The organism is Sphingobium sp. (assembly GCF_041987595.1).
Classification (GTDB): Bacteria; Pseudomonadota; Alphaproteobacteria; order Sphingomonadales; family Sphingomonadaceae; genus Sphingobium.
In genome coordinates, this window is the sequence record NZ_JBHIWJ010000100.1 from 1 (window position 1) to 14230 (window position 14230).

Genomic DNA, 14230 nt, shown 5'->3' on the forward strand with positions numbered 1-14230 from the left:
CCTGATCGCCATCAACCTGAAAGGGACATGGCTAGGCATGAAATATGCGATCCCTGCCATCGAACGCAGCGGCGGCGGCTGCGTGGTCAACATGTCGTCCTCCGCCGGCCTGGTGGGACAGGCGGGCGTCAGCATCTATGCGGCGACCAAACATGCCGTGCTGGGCATGACCAAGGCGGCGGCGTTGGAATATGGATTGAAGGGCGTGCGCATCAACGCAGTCTGTCCCGGCGCGATCGACAGCCCCATACGCGCGCACCAGCGGTCCCGCTACAGCGACGAGGAATGGGCGGCGCGCGCTCGCGCCTATCATCCCGCTACCGGCCGCGATGGCACCGCAGACGAGGTTGCGGGGTCCATCCTTTTTCTCTGCTCCAACGCGGCCTCGAACATTCACGGCACATCGCTGGCGGTGGATGGGGGACGGACCGCCCAATAAAGGCGGTCCGTTCGGTCCATCAGGCCAGTGCGTCCTGTTCTGCCGCCAGATCGCGCGCGACATCACCAATGGCGATCCACGGTTGCTGCGAGGGATCGTCGATGCGACTGAACATCCGGTTATGGCAGATGGCAACCGCTAGGCCGGTTGCCGTATCGCCCCAGCCGATCGATCCGCCCGCTCCCGGATGACACAGGATCGATGGTGCGGTTCCGACTGCCGCCTCGACACCGGGATGATCGCTGCCAAGCCAGAAACCGCCCTGCCCCAGAATGGCAACCCGGCCGACGACCCGATCCGACTGGAACGGATCTTTGCGCAACTGGGTCAGCCCCTTAACCGTGTTTTCGGACAGGATGCGCACGCCATCCAGTTCCCCGCCGCAGGCCAGCATCGCATAGAGCCGGGCCACGGAACGGGCGTCTGCCATGCCCCCGGCGCCGGGCAGCACCGCAGCATGCACATCGGGACGGTTGAAGTTGGCTGGCCCGGTTGCCACTGCCGGCGGCACAGCCAGGCTCAGATAAGGCGCGACATCCTCGCCCGCTCGGGCATGGCTGGGCGCAACTGCCGTGGTCAGGGAGACCGTTCCGGCGTCACCCGTCGGCACCTGGCCGCCATGAGCGACGTTGGTCAAAGTCGCAACGCGCGGTTCCAGCGCGGGATCGAGGCCAAGATGGAAGTTCGCGATCCCCAGCGGCGCGCAGATTTCCTCGGCGATGAAATGATTGATCGGTCTCTTCGCCGGATCGGTCCGCCGCACGATCTCGCCGATGTACCAGCCGAATATGAACGCCTGATAGGAACTTTGGGAATCCGCAGGGAATAGCGGTTCCATCTTCTCGATATTGCGGATCATCCAGTCCCAGTCACACATCGTTTCCACAGTGACACCGGGCGGCATCTGCGGCACGCCCGACCGATGGGACAGGACATGGCGAACGGTGATCCCGTCCTTCCCGTTCACGCCGAATTCGGGCCAATAGCGTGCAATGGGTGCGTCATAGTCGATCAGGCCGCGATCAGCCTGTATGTGACAGGCAACTGCCGTGAAGGACTTGGTGACCGAGAAAATGGGAAAGAGCGTTTCGCGCGTGACCGGCGTTCGATCGGCAGGATCAGCCGCACCTGCCCATGTATCGATCAGCAGACGGCCGCGGTGATAAACGGCAACCTGAAGGCCGACCTCCCCGAGCTTCAATGCCCGAGCAATCGCCTCGTCCATTGCCGCTGTGCTTATCCGGTCCATTCGCTTCTCCCATCCTTTCGATGTTCAATTCTCATGACTGGGCGCCCAGCGACACCTTGATACCCTCACCAGTGATCGCGGCAGCTTCCGGTGAGAGCAGCAATGCAACCACTTTGGCCAGATCGAACGGCTGGACCCATTCACTGCTATCGGCGTCGGGCATGTCGGCGCGGTTCGCCGGCGTGTCGATGATCGTGGGCAGGATTGCATTGACCCGCGTCCGGGGCCTGAGCTCATTAGCAAGGCTTTCGGTCAGCGCCATAACCGCAGCCTTGGACGCCGCATAGGGTGCCATGCCTGCCGTCGGAGCACGGGCCGCCGCAGCACCGATATTGACGATGGCGCTGCCCTTGTCCGCCAGATGCCCGATGACCTGACGACAGCATAGCGCTGCGGAAAGCAGGTTCATCCGGTACATTCGGTCCCAGTCTTCCGGCGCGGTATCCGCCACCATGCACCACATGAAGCCGCCCGCAATATTGACCAGCCCATCGATCTTTCCGTGCTGCCCGGCGATCCGCGCAAAGGCCCCGGCAACGGCGTCGGCGTCAGTCAGGTCGACCCCGCCCAGCGCCAAGCCATAGGGGTAGTTTACGGGCGCCGGACCAAGGTCGACAGCAGCGATGACATGCCCCCGCTCCGCCAGCAATGCCACGACGCTGCGACCCAGCGCTCCAAACGCTCCTGTAACGACTACAACCCCCAAGACAGCCTCTCCTTTTTGCAAAGCCAGGACGCTAGGCGCGCTCGAAGATCGCCGCCAGACCCTGCCCGCCACCGATACACATTGTTTCAAGACCATAGCGTACATCGCGTCGCCGCATCTCGCGCAGCAAATTGGCCAATATCCTCCCGCCGGTCGCACCGATCGGATGGCCGAGCGAGATACCCGAACCATTGACGTTCAACCGATCGCGATCATCCCAGCCCCACCCCTTGAGCACGCCCAGCACCTGCGGCGCGAACGCCTCGTTCAGTTCGACGAGGCCAATATCGTCCCAGCCGAGCCCTGTCCGGCGGAACAGGCGTTCCACAGCGGGAACAGGACCGATGCCCATGCGTGAAGGCTCGCATCCCGCCGCCGCCCAGCTGTGCAGCCAGGCCATCGGCTCCAGCCCCAGTTCCTCCAGCTTGTCCTCCGCCACGACAAGACAAGCCGCAGCCGCGTCATTCTGCTGGCTCGCATTGCCTGCCGTCACGACGCCGTTCTTCTCGATAGAACGCAGTTGTGCCAGCGTTTCAGCCGTGGCATCCGCGCGGACGCCCTCGTCACGGTCAAACAGCACCGGTTCTCCCCTGCGTTGCGGCACGGCGACGGGAACCAGTTCCTCATCGAACTTGCCTTCGGCCCAGGCGGCGGCTGCACGCTGATGGCTCATCGCCGCATAGGCATCACATTCCTCCCGCGTGATGCCGTAATCGCGCGCGACATTCTCCGCCGTCTCGATCATGCCGGTGATGATGCCGAAGCGGGCGATCGGCTGCGACATGATACGCCCGCGCGAAAGCCGGTCGTATAGCTCGGCGGATCCACCGCGCACGCCGCGCCGCATCTGCGTCGTATAATGCTCGACCTGGCTCATGCTCTCGACGCCGCCCGCGATGACGACGTCGGCCGCTCCGGTCTGCACCATCATCGCGGCGTCGATCACCGCCTGCAATCCGGACCCGCAACGCCGGTCCAGTTGATAGCCCGGAACGGACACCGGAAAGCCCGCCGCCAGCGCCGCCCATCGGCCCACCGCAGGCGCCTCGCCATTGCCATAGCCCTGCGCGAAAACGACGTCATCGACCCGCTCGGGATCGATGCCCGTCCGCTGCACCAGCGCGCGCAGCACGATCGCCGCCAGTTCTCCCGCCGGAATATCGGCCAGCGCCCCCAGATATTTCCCGACCGGCGTCCGGACCGGATTGACTATGGCAGCACGCCGCATCGTCATGCCCTCCCCTCGCCCTGAAAATCGCGCCCCTCCGCCGCGAGCCGTTCCAGCATCGGCGACAGGACAAAATCATCGCCAAGGCTGGGCGCGAGGGCGCGCAGCCGCTCGACGATCCGGCCAATGCCTTCCTGTCCCGCCCAATAGAGCGGCCCGCCGCGATAGGCTGGCCAGCCATAGCCCGTCACCCAGACGACATCGATGTCAGACGCGCGCAGCGCCTTGCCCTCTTCCAATATCCGGGCGCCTTCATTGACCATGGGATAAAGGCACCGCTCAAAAATCTCGCGATCGCTGATGGCGCGCCGCTCGATCCCCTTGCGCCGGGCAAGCTCCAGTATGATGCCCGTCACCTCTTCGGATGGCACAGGCTTTCCTGCCGCTTCATAATCATAATAGCCCTTGCCCGCCTTTTGCCCGAACCGCCCACGTTCATTCAGTATCTCGCGAACGGTGGACGAACTGCTCGTCTCACGAGTCCAGCCCACATCATTGCCCGCCAGATCGCGCATCTGGAACGGTCCCATGGGAAAGCCGAAATCATACAGGACGCGATCAACGTCCCAAGGCATCGCGCCCTCCAGCAGCAGCTTTTCGGCTTCCTTCTGCCGCTGCGCCAACATACGATTCCCGACAAATCCGAAACAATTGCCGACGACCACGCCGACCTTGCCGATCCGCCGCGCAAGGCCGACCACCGTTGCCAGCACATCCGGCAAGGTCGCCGCACCGCGCACGATCTCCAGCAATCGCATGATATTGGCAGGCGAGAAGAAATGCATGCCGATCACGCTGCCCGGCCGCTCGGTGAAGCCCGCAATCTCATCCAGATCGAGATAGGATGTGTTGGTCGCCAATATCGCATCGGCCCGCGCGATGCGGTCCAAGGCCTGAAACACCTCGCGCTTTACCGCCAGATTTTCGTATACCGCTTCGACGATCAGGTCGCAGGACCCGATATCCCCGATCTGCGTGGTGGCGTGCAGCCGTTCCATGGCGGCGTCGATGTCCCGCTGGGTCACCCGGCCGCTGGCGAGGCCTCGTTCATAGTTGCGGCGGATCATGGCGACGCCGCGATCTAGTGCTTCGCCGTTCCGCTCGACCAGTGTCACCGGGATACCAGCGCTCAGGAAATTCATGGCGATGCCACCGCCCATGGTTCCCGCGCCAATGACGGCAACCGTCTCGACTGACCTTGTCCCAGATCCCGCCAGATCCGGCGGCAGCTTCGCGGCCTGACGCTCGGCAAAGAAGAAATGCCGCTGCGCGGGAGCCTGATCGCCATCCCGCAGTTCCTCATACAGCGCACGTTCGGCCTTCAGCCCTTCCTCGAAGGACAGGGTCATGGCCGCCTCGACGCAGCGGACTGCATATTCGGGCGCCCTGAAACCGCGATATTTCCGGGCATTGGCCTTACGAAAGCGATCGAACAGCGCGCGCGCTTCTTCAAGCGCGGCGGGCGGGCTGGCCATCAGAAACGCCGGGGTCGGCAAGTCTTTTTCGGCCAGTTCCCGAGCCAAGGCAATCGCGCACGGTCGAAGCTCTCTATCGGGCACGACCCGATCGACGACACGCGCCTGCAACGCTTCGGCCGCCCCGATCTGCCGCCCGCTGGTAATCAGGTCGAGCGCCAGTTCGGGGCCGGCAACGCGGGTCAGACGTTGCGTCCCACCGGCACCGGGAACGATGCCCAGCTTCACTTCCGGCAGTCCGATGCGGGTCGTTTCCGCCGCCACCCGCGCATCGGCGACCAGCGCCAGTTCAAGCCCGCCGCCCAACGTCGTGCCATGAACGGCGGCGACCACAGGCTTGGGCGCGCGTTCGACAATAGCCTGAACATCACGCAGTTCCGGCCAGGCGCGTGGTTTGCCTATCGCTGTGATGTCCGCGCCCGCATGGAAAGTCCGTCCGGCGCAGGCGATGACGATAGCCCGCACTTCCGGATCGGCATAGGCGCGCTCCAACCCGGAGGCGATACCGTCCAGCACGGCATGGGACAGGGCGTTGACGGGCGGATAGTCCGTAGTGATGACGGCAATGCCGTCTTCGATCGCATAATCCGTGATGGCTTCGACAGTCATATCAACTCACATCGCAAATGGTTGGGCGTTCAGGATGGGCGGGCCTGTCCCTGGCCGAGCGCACGCTCCAGCAGCCCCTTGGCGATCACCTTGAGCGCCAGCGTTTCTTCGGCCCCTTCAAAGATGGACAGCACGCGGGCATCAACGAAATAGCGGCTGACGGCCATTTCCTCGGCATAGCCCATGCCACCATGGATCTGTTGCGCCTCACGCGTGATCAGTTCGGCAGAACGGCACGCCAGCAACTTGACGAGGCTCGCCTCCATCTGCCCGCGACCTTCATCCAGCCACTTCCCGACCGCATAGGTCAGATGGCGGCAGGCGGCGAAGCGGGCGGCCATGCGTGCGACCTTGGCCTGGGTCAGCGGATAGTCGGCGAGCGCCTGGCCAAAGACCCGCCGCTCCCCGGCATAGCTGCGGGCCGCGCCGATCGCGGCGCGCATGACGCCACAGGCCCGCGCGGCCGTCTGCATGCGGCCGCCGGTCATGCCCGCCATCGTGTAGTAAAAGCCCTTGCCCAGTCCCGCTTCTCCGCCGAGCAGATGATCGTCGGGCACGAAGACATTCTCGAACGCCAGATCGAAACTGTGCATGCCGCGATAGCCGATGGTCGCGATCGCCCGGCCGGTCAGACGGCCGCCACCGGGCTGTTCATGACAGAAATCATGCCCGTCGAAGGATGGCTTCTCGACCAGCATGATGCTGAGCCCCTTGTGCCCGTCCGCCTTTTCCCCGGTACGAGCGACGACCATCAGCAGCCCCGCCTTCCCGGCAAAGGTACACCAGGTTTTGGCGCCGGTCAGCAGCCACCCGCCATCTGTCCGTGTGGCCCGGAGCGACAGGCTCGCGACATCGGAGCCATAATCCGGCTCCGTGATGGAAATCGCGCACAGCGGCGCGCCCGTAGCTATGCCGGGCAGGAAGCGCGCCTTTTGCGCCTCCGTTCCCCCCGCCGCCATCGCCCGCGCCAGAATTTCCGCCCGCGTGATAAGGCTGCCCGCCGCTCCCAGCGAGGCTTCCGACAATGCCTCTGTAATGGCGATCATGACCTGATTGTCTTCGCCATCATCCGGCGCCGTGCCGCCAAACCGCGCGGAGACGCCAAGCCCGAATATCCCCATCTCACGCATCGGCCCCAGCAACTCTTCCGGCACTACCAAGTCACGGCGATGGATATCTTCGGCCACTGGGCGGACGACATCAGTGCTAAAGCGGGCAAAACTGTCAAAGCTCATGCTTGCGTCGGACGACATAGACACCTCGCCAAAGGCGTCCCCGGCACAGATCATCGCACCGAACATCTCCTGCGCGGAGAAGCCGCCCTGCCCGAGCGCCTCATGCCAGATCACCGCCTGACGAAGATCAGCGACAAGGTCCAGCGCCACGCCCAGATGACGTGCGATACGTTCCAGCCGGTCAAGGGTGCCGAGCAGAACATCAGCGACATAGACAGCCGCCAGTCCGGCATCGAGCCCATTTGCGCCGTCTGCCTCCGCCGCACAAAATTCCCGCGCCGCCAATAGCTCGGCACTGGCAAAGGCCAGCTCGTAGCAAGCCGACTGTTCCCGATCCAGCGCGCCCGCATCCAGCCGCCCTTCTATCGAGCAACGATCTGCCAGGGCCTGGACGACACTGTCGAGCAGGTCACCGAACCGATCGATCAACAGGAATTGGGTTTTCAAATCGGCCGATGGCCTGGATTCGACGGATAATGTCGCCGTCATCTCTCTCTCCGATGCCAGTCTCGCTCAAGCGCATAACCAAGCCGGATAGATTTGTAAACCAATCGTTTGGTTGATGACAAACATTCTTTCGGGACGATCTGTCGAAAACGCTCACAGCAGCGACATATCGCGATGCATATAAGATAAATATCATTTATTATTATATATATATGTCACAATCAGCGAGAATTTCCGATGCACCTCCACGAGCCTCTTGCGAGGGAAGGAGAATCCATATATTCTACCAATCGTTTGGTATTTAAGGTTGAGAAGGCCAGAGAGTGATGAGCAAGCTTCCCTTCAAGATGATCGACGCCGATCAGCATTTTTATGAAACAGACGACTGCTTCACACGCCATCTGCCCCGCAAATGGATTGACGAGGGCCGCGCGATCCAGGTCGTCCGGCGCGAAGGCGAGGCCACCGGCCGTGTCATGTTCGGTGATCGTAAGGTGACCTATTATGGTGCCGCGCCGACCCATTCGACGGGTCAGCCGGGCGCTATGCTGGAATATTACAAATCAGGCGGCCATGGCAGCAAAGGCTGGTTTGCGCAGGGGATGATCACCGCCGACGATCTGCCCGAATCCCGCAACCGCAATACCCGTCTCAAATATCTGGACGAGGACAATATCGAAGCGGCGATCATGCTGCCTTCGCTGGAGATCGGCGCCGAATGGCTGCTGTCGAGCGACCCGGAAGCGCTCGGCGCCAATCTGACGTCCTATAATATGTGGCTGGAGGAGGACTGGGGTTTCGGCGCGGACGGCCGTCTGTTCGCTGCACCCTGTCTGGCGCTCGAAAATCCCGAATGGGCATGCCATGAACTCGACCGCGTTCTGGAGCGCGGCGCGCGGCTCATTCACCTGCGCGCCGGCCCCGTGCGCGGCAACCTGTCGCCCGCCGATCCGCGCTTCGACCCCTTCTGGTCCCGCGTGAACGAAGCGGGCGTCACCGTCTGCTATCACCTCGCCAATACCGGGGAAGCCGAATATTATGGCGCTCTTTGGGGTGAAAGCCACACACGGCCACTGCATCGCTGGACGCCGTTCATGCGGGCGACCTGCTTTGGCGACCGGGCGATCGGCGACACGCTGATGGCGCTCATCACCCACAATCTGTTCGGCCGCTTCCCGAATATCCAGGTTTTCGTGCTCGAATATGGTTCGGAATGGGTGCTGCCGATGATCCGCAAGATGGATCGCGCCGCGCGCATGTCGGGCAAGGAGGACTGGGCCTTCGGCAATATCGGCGAACGCCCGCGCGAAGTGTTCAAGCGGCACATCAAGGTCTCGCCCTTCCCTGAGGATGATATTGACGGTTTGGTGAAGGCGCTGGGCGCAACCTGCGTCCTGGGCGGGTCCGACTGGCCCCATCCCGAAGGCGTGCACCTGCCTTCGGACCTTGTCGATCATCTGCCTGAACTGACCGATGAGGAACTGCGCCTCATCATGCGCGACAATACCGGGCGCGCGCTCGGTCTGGTTACGCCTGCTCCGGCGGTGGCGGCCTGAAGGATCACCGTTGATGGATGGCGAAGGAATACCGCGGCTCAAGGTCGTCGAGCTGGGCAGCTGGCTCGCCGCACCGGGAGCTGCGGCCCTGCTGGCAGACCTGTCAGCGCAGGTGATCAAGATTGAGCCGGCAACGGGTGATCCGGGGCGCGATTTTCTGGGCGCGATGGGCAGCGACAAGACAAGTCCTACCTTCTCCCTCCTCAATCGCGGCAAGGATAGCGTTGTGCTCGATCTGGCGACGCGGTCCGGGCGTGGTGCATTGGATATTTTGCTCGCTGAAGCGGATGTTTTCATCACCAACCTCCGGCCCGGCTCGCTCGAGCGTCTGGAACTGGCCCCCGACAAGGTGACGGCGCGCTTTCCCCGGCTGATCTACGCCTCGATCACGGGCACGGGTCTGCGCGGCCCGGATCGCGATACCGGTGCGTTCGACGTGGGCGGTTTCTGGGCGCGCAGCGGCCTTATGCACCAGATGCTGGTTCCGGGCGCGACGCCGCCAGTGCCGACCGGCGGTTATGGCGACATGACCATGGCACTTGCTGCCTATGCCGGCATAGTTTCTGCGCTCCTCCGCCGGGAATGGACGGGCAAAGGGCGACTGGTCGAAACTTCCCTGCTGCAGACCGGCGCCTATGTCATGGGTGGCGACCTGGCGGTACAGGCGGTGCATGGGGGCATGGGCGCGCAACAGCCACGAGCCGATTGCCGGACGCCGATGGTCAACAGCTATCGCGCCGCCGATGGCCGCTGGTTCTTCCTGACGGAAATCGATTCACGGCGGGGCTTCGTGCGGCTGTGCAAGGCGATCGACAGGAGCGATCTTGCAGACGATCCGCGCTTCGCGACTGCCCGGCTCATCCGCCAGCATCGTGCTGAGTTGATCCCGCTGCTTGACCGCTTGTTTGCGTCCGAGCCGCTGGCCCGCTGGCAGCTCCTTTTCGATCAGGCGGGCGTCCTGTGGCAGAAGATTGCCTCTCCCGAAGAGGTGCTGTCCGACCCGCAATTGCATGAAAACAACATGCTTAATCCGATCATTGATGGCGACGGCATCGTGTCGATGGTGACCAGTCCCTTCACGATCGACCCGGCACCCCGGCCCGCCCGGCGTGCCCCGCGCCTTGGTGAGCATGGTTCGTTCCATCGCGCGACGCAATCCGCCGCCACACCGGAGTAACGATGCATGCCACGCGGCAATTTCTTCGAAGATTTTCATATCGGGCAACGGTTTGAACATCCCCTTCCCCGGACGGTTACGGATGCCGATGCGTCACTTTATGTCGCCCTGACCGGAACTCGAAATCCGCTAATGTCCTCGATGCCGCTCGCTGCGAGTCTGGGGCATCCCGCACGGCCGCTTGACGATCTGCTGGTCTTCAACCTCGCCTTTGGCAAAACGGTGGCGGACATTTCCCTCAATGCCGTCGCCAATCTGGGCTATGCCGATGTGCGTTTCCTCGCGCCCGTCTATGGCGGTGACACGATCGCCGCCCGTTCCTGCGTCATCGGCTTGCGGGAAACGAGCAGCGGCGACAGCGGCATCGTCTATGTCCGGTCGGAGGCGGTCAACCAGCATGGTCAGCCTGTCCTGACGTGGGCGCGCTGGGTTCTCGTGCGCAAGAGAATGGCAGGCAAGGGCGCCGAAGCCGACGTCAGGCCTGATCTCCCGGCGATCGTTACAGTCGACCGGCTGACTATCCCCACTGCAACGGTCCGGCATGACATATTAAGCCGCGCCACGGGATCACGCGCATGTTGGGAGGATTATGCGGCGGGCCAGCGCATCGATCATGCATTCGGCATGACGGTGGAGGAATCCGACCATATGTCAGCCACCCGGCTTTACCAGAATGATGCGCGGGTCCATTTCGACGGGCTGATGATGCGGGGAACCCGCCATGGACGCAGGCTGGTCTATGGCGGTCATGTGATGTCGGTATGCCGCGCGCTGGCTTGCGACGGACTGGAAAATGCCCTCGCCATCCTTGCCATCAATGGCGGCACTCATGTCGCGCCAACTTTTGCGGGCGACACGCTGTACGGCGTGACGCAGGTCATCGACACCCAGCCTCTGCCGGGCCGCACCGACGCCGCCCTGTTGCAGCTGCGGCTGATCGGCCTGCGCGATCTTCCGCCGTCGGATTTCCAATGGGATGGATCGACCGAAACATTGCGCAGCCATCCGCATGTCGTTCTCGATCTTGACCACACCGTGTTGATGCCACGTCGAACAGCGTGACAGCCCATTCCTTTCTCATGATCAAAAAGGCAGTCTTCATGTCCAATCCCGTTCATCCTGATCAGGCCCTGTTCAACGGCGAAAAGCCATTCCCCACCATCGCCAGCTGCGAACATTTCGCCGGCAGCGAGAAGCTCATCGGCAAGGCATTTCAGCTGCAGGAACAGCTTGGCCCGATCTTCGACATCACCTGCGACTGCGAGGATGGAGCGGCGACCGGCACGGAGACCGAGCATGCGAAAATGGTCGCCGCCATGATCGCTTCTCCTCAGAACCGTTATCAGCAGGCAGGCATCCGCATCCATGACCCGTCGCACGACCATTGGCGCCAGGATGTCGATATCATCCTGTCCGGTGCGGGCGCACAGGTCGCCTATATTACGGTGCCGAAGTCGACCTCCGCGGCCCAGCTTGCCGGAGTCATCGACTATATCCGGCAAGGTTGCGCCAGCCGGGGGATCGATCGGATCATCCCGATCCACGCCCTCATCGAAACGCATGGCGCGCTGGCGGACGTGAAGCATATTGCGGCGCTGCCCTGGATGCAGGTTCTCGACTTCGGTCTCATGGATTTCGTCAGCGCGCATAATGGCGCCATTCCGGCATCGGCCATGCGGTCGCCGGGCCAGTTCGAACATCGCCTGCTTGCCCGCGCAAAGGCCGAGGTGACGGCTGCAGCGCTGGGCGCGGGCCTGGTGCCTGCGCACAATGTCTGCCTGGATCTCAAGGATGTGGACCTCATCCACGCCGATGCAAAACGCGCCCGCGACGACTTCGGCTTCCAGCGCATGTGGAGCATCTACCCCGCGCAGATCCTGCCCATTGTCGAGGCGATGCGGCCCGACCATTCCGAAATCGCTGACGCCGCGGCCATCCTGACCGCTGCCCAGCAGGCCGACTGGGGTCCGATCCAGTATCGGGGCGAACTGCATGACCGTGCGACCTATCGCTATTTCTGGAGCGCCCTTCAGCGCGCGAAGCTCACCGGCGCAGCCATTCCAGCCTCTGCGGAAGCCGCCTTTTTCAACTGACAGGGCACGGCCCGGCGAGGAACATCAGAATGAACATGCAAACCACTTTGCCGATGAATGACGATGCCATCCCCAGCGCGGTGCAGGACGCGGTCCGCACCCTGATCGGTTGGGCAGGCGATGATCCGCAGCGCGAGGGGTTGGTCGACACGCCAACCCGTGTGGCAAAGGCATGGCGCGAATATTTCCGCGGCTATCATGAAGACCCGTCCCGGCATCTGTCGCGAACCTTCGACGAGGTGGGCGGCTATGATGAGATCGTGCTGCTGCGCGACATTCCCTTCCAGTCGCATTGCGAACATCATCTCGCACCGATCATCGGGCATGCGCATATCGCCTATTTGCCGCGCAACCGCGTGGTGGGCATTTCGAAACTGGCGCGCGTGCTGCATGGCTTTGCCAAACGGCTCCAGGTCCAGGAACGGCTGACGGCAGAGATTGCCGACTGCATCTGGGAACATCTCAAGCCTCTGGGCGTCGCTGTGGTGATCCAGGCCAGCCATGCCTGCATGACGGCACGGGGCGTCCAGACTCCCGGCGTCCAGATGACCACCAGCCGCATGATGGGCGTGTTCCGCGACGATGAGAAAGCGCGGCGTGAAATCATGGCACTGATCGGCCTGTAACGATGATCGAAAACGAGATGAGCATGACGCGCTTCCAGCCCGTCGATGCCGCCACGGCGATCGGTCAACTGCCCGAATGGACAGTCGCGCGCGAAGGCAGGGCGATCAGCCGAACCTTCCTGTTTCCCGATTTCGGCTGCGCGCTGGCTTTCATGATCCGCGTCGGCGTGCAGGCGGAAAAGCTGGATCACCACCCGGAATGGCGCAATGTCTACAACCGGGTCGAGGTCGAGCTGACGACGCATGACGCCGGGACGGTCACGACGCTGGACGTAGCCCTTGCCCGGTTGATGGATGAGGCTTGCTGATTGAAACGCGGCGATGATCCCGCCTGACGCTGGCGCGTTGAGGCAGTCTCGTGTAGCAGGACAGAGGCAAGACATTGGAGACCATCGCAGGACGATGAAAAATGACACTACCGGGCGCAACGCCGCCCGCCCGCCAGAGAGAAAGGGGCGCGCGCCGAAAACCGGCAATGGAGAGCGCCGCTTCGAAGATATCGTCTTGATCGCAGGCGAATTATTTGCGGACCGTGGCTTCAACGGCACGAGCCTTAAGGATATTGCCGATGCCGTAGGTGTTCTGAAGGGCAGTCTCTATCATTACATCAGTTCGAAGGAAGATCTTCTCTACGAAGTGATCAAGATGGGCAGCGAGGGCCTGGGCGAAAACATCCGCCTGTGCGATCATTTCGCGTCCAGCCCGGCGGAACAGCTTGCGGCCTTCTGCTACGGGCACATCCTGTTGAACGCGGTACATGATCGTATCGACCGCGGCATCGTTATCATTCAGGACGCCAAATATCTCGCGCCCGACAAGCGGGAACAGATTTCCGCTGAACGCGACGCCTATCAGGCTTATCTGCGGTCCATCATCAGCCGGGGCGTCTCGGCGGGCATATTCGATGCCCAAATAGATCTGCGCATTTCCAGCTTCACGATCTTGGGCGTCCTCACCTCCTATATCCGCTGGTACAAACCGACCGGCCCGATTTCCCCGCACGATCTGGCCCGCGAATCCGCGGCGTTCGTCGTCGCATCGCTCCTGCCGCAAGCCCATGGGGGCAACCGCTTCACCATGTTGGACGAAGTCATTGCGCGGGTGCAGGAGTTGAAGGGCAAGCTTCACGACTGAGGTACTTCATCAGCCGTTGGAGCGGTTTTCGCCTGGCTCTATTCTCCAGCAAGTCTCCTGCCGCGAGCAATGACTACCCGGCATTCGGCGACAATCCGTTCGATGAGTTCGGCGCAACTGGGCACATCATCGATCAGGCCGATCGCCTGTCCTGCCCAGAGCAGCCCGCCATCAACCTCGCCGCTTTCGAGCGCAGCACGCCCGCGCGCGCCGGCAACCAGCGCTTTTATATCCTCGAACTGCGCGCCCGACTTCT

At 62.7% G+C, this 14230-nt stretch carries 14 protein-coding genes; 8 read left to right on the forward strand and 6 right to left on the reverse strand.

All coding sequences use genetic code 11. From position 1 onward, the window contains the following. On the forward strand, nucleotides 1-439 hold a 439-nt coding region (locus ACFC3J_RS18590), incomplete at its 5' end, for an SDR family oxidoreductase (RefSeq protein ID WP_375197563.1). Between the two features lie 19 nt (nucleotides 440-458). On the opposite strand, the gene ACFC3J_RS18595 is transcribed toward ACFC3J_RS18590, so the two are convergent. From ACFC3J_RS18595 to ACFC3J_RS18615, 5 genes are read right to left on the reverse strand one after another with little or no spacing between them, the layout of a single operon-like run. Further along, nucleotides 459-1688, reverse strand: coding sequence for a serine hydrolase domain-containing protein (locus ACFC3J_RS18595; protein WP_375197564.1), 1230 nt, complete (start codon nucleotides 1686-1688; stop codon nucleotides 459-461). Nucleotides 1689-1719: 31 nt separating this feature from the next. After that, nucleotides 1720-2394: an SDR family oxidoreductase gene (locus ACFC3J_RS18600; RefSeq protein ID WP_375197565.1), complete on the reverse strand. Its 675-nt coding sequence runs from the start codon at nucleotides 2392-2394 to the stop codon at nucleotides 1720-1722. Between the two features lie 31 nt (nucleotides 2395-2425). Further along, nucleotides 2426-3622, reverse strand: a complete 1197-nt coding sequence (locus tag ACFC3J_RS18605; RefSeq protein WP_375197576.1) for an acetyl-CoA C-acetyltransferase — start codon at nucleotides 3620-3622, stop codon at nucleotides 2426-2428. Between the two features lie 2 nt (nucleotides 3623-3624). After that, nucleotides 3625-5706, reverse strand: a complete 2082-nt coding sequence (locus ACFC3J_RS18610) for a 3-hydroxyacyl-CoA dehydrogenase NAD-binding domain-containing protein (RefSeq protein ID WP_375197566.1) — start codon at nucleotides 5704-5706, stop codon at nucleotides 3625-3627. A 29-nt stretch (nucleotides 5707-5735) separates the two neighbouring features. Next, nucleotides 5736-7370 carry an acyl-CoA dehydrogenase family protein gene (locus tag ACFC3J_RS18615; RefSeq protein ID WP_375197567.1) on the reverse strand — a complete coding sequence of 545 codons (1635 nt, stop codon included), beginning with the start codon at nucleotides 7368-7370 and terminating at the stop codon, nucleotides 5736-5738. A gap of 344 nt (nucleotides 7371-7714) precedes the next feature. Between ACFC3J_RS18615 and ACFC3J_RS18620 the strand changes: the two genes are divergently transcribed. The 7 genes from ACFC3J_RS18620 to ACFC3J_RS18650 all read left to right on the forward strand — a co-directional run bounded on the left by ACFC3J_RS18620 (nucleotide 7715) and on the right by ACFC3J_RS18650 (nucleotide 13974). Beyond that, complete coding sequence (locus ACFC3J_RS18620) at nucleotides 7715-8944, forward strand: amidohydrolase family protein (RefSeq protein ID WP_375197568.1); 1230 nt, start codon at nucleotides 7715-7717, stop codon at nucleotides 8942-8944. A 13-nt stretch (nucleotides 8945-8957) separates the two neighbouring features. Then, nucleotides 8958-10121, forward strand: coding sequence for a CoA transferase (locus tag ACFC3J_RS18625; protein ID WP_375197569.1), 1164 nt, complete (start codon nucleotides 8958-8960; stop codon nucleotides 10119-10121). Nucleotides 10122-10127: 6 nt separating this feature from the next. Next, complete coding sequence (locus tag ACFC3J_RS18630; RefSeq protein WP_375197570.1) at nucleotides 10128-11183, forward strand: MaoC family dehydratase; 1056 nt, start codon at nucleotides 10128-10130, stop codon at nucleotides 11181-11183. A gap of 38 nt (nucleotides 11184-11221) precedes the next feature. Then, complete coding sequence (locus ACFC3J_RS18635; protein ID WP_375197571.1) at nucleotides 11222-12214, forward strand: HpcH/HpaI aldolase/citrate lyase family protein; 993 nt, start codon at nucleotides 11222-11224, stop codon at nucleotides 12212-12214. Nucleotides 12215-12243: 29 nt separating this feature from the next. After that, on the forward strand, nucleotides 12244-12840 hold the full coding sequence (gene folE, locus ACFC3J_RS18640; protein ID WP_375197572.1) for a GTP cyclohydrolase I FolE: 597 nt from the start codon (nucleotides 12244-12246) through the stop codon (nucleotides 12838-12840). A 17-nt stretch (nucleotides 12841-12857) separates the two neighbouring features. After that, complete coding sequence (locus tag ACFC3J_RS18645; protein ID WP_375197573.1) at nucleotides 12858-13148, forward strand: 4a-hydroxytetrahydrobiopterin dehydratase; 291 nt, start codon at nucleotides 12858-12860, stop codon at nucleotides 13146-13148. A gap of 94 nt (nucleotides 13149-13242) precedes the next feature. Continuing rightward, nucleotides 13243-13974, forward strand: coding sequence for a TetR/AcrR family transcriptional regulator (locus ACFC3J_RS18650; RefSeq protein ID WP_375197574.1), 732 nt, complete (start codon nucleotides 13243-13245; stop codon nucleotides 13972-13974). A gap of 38 nt (nucleotides 13975-14012) precedes the next feature. On the opposite strand, the gene ACFC3J_RS18655 is transcribed toward ACFC3J_RS18650, so the two are convergent. Then, on the reverse strand, nucleotides 14013-14230 hold a 218-nt coding region (locus ACFC3J_RS18655), incomplete at its 5' end, for a nitronate monooxygenase (protein ID WP_375197575.1).

Bases quoted from the DNA above. Each gene is read 5' to 3' on its own strand.
- ACFC3J_RS18625 (WP_375197569.1), top strand. From the start codon at position 8,958: ATGGATGGCGAAGGAATACCGCGGCTCAAGGTCGTCGAGCTGGGCAGC.
- ACFC3J_RS18595 (WP_375197564.1), bottom strand. From the start codon at position 1,688: ATGGACCGGATAAGCACAGCGGCAATGGACGAGGCGATTGCTCGGGCA.
- ACFC3J_RS18650 (WP_375197574.1), top strand. From the start codon at position 13,243: ATGAAAAATGACACTACCGGGCGCAACGCCGCCCGCCCGCCAGAGAGA.
- ACFC3J_RS18610 (WP_375197566.1), bottom strand. From the start codon at position 5,706: ATGACTGTCGAAGCCATCACGGATTATGCGATCGAAGACGGCATTGCC.
- ACFC3J_RS18645 (WP_375197573.1), top strand. From the start codon at position 12,858: ATGAGCATGACGCGCTTCCAGCCCGTCGATGCCGCCACGGCGATCGGT.
- folE (WP_375197572.1), top strand. From the start codon at position 12,244: ATGAACATGCAAACCACTTTGCCGATGAATGACGATGCCATCCCCAGC.
- ACFC3J_RS18605 (WP_375197576.1), bottom strand. From the start codon at position 3,622: ATGCGGCGTGCTGCCATAGTCAATCCGGTCCGGACGCCGGTCGGGAAA.
- ACFC3J_RS18620 (WP_375197568.1), top strand. From the start codon at position 7,715: ATGAGCAAGCTTCCCTTCAAGATGATCGACGCCGATCAGCATTTTTAT.
- ACFC3J_RS18630 (WP_375197570.1), top strand. From the start codon at position 10,128: ATGCCACGCGGCAATTTCTTCGAAGATTTTCATATCGGGCAACGGTTT.
- ACFC3J_RS18635 (WP_375197571.1), top strand. From the start codon at position 11,222: ATGTCCAATCCCGTTCATCCTGATCAGGCCCTGTTCAACGGCGAAAAG.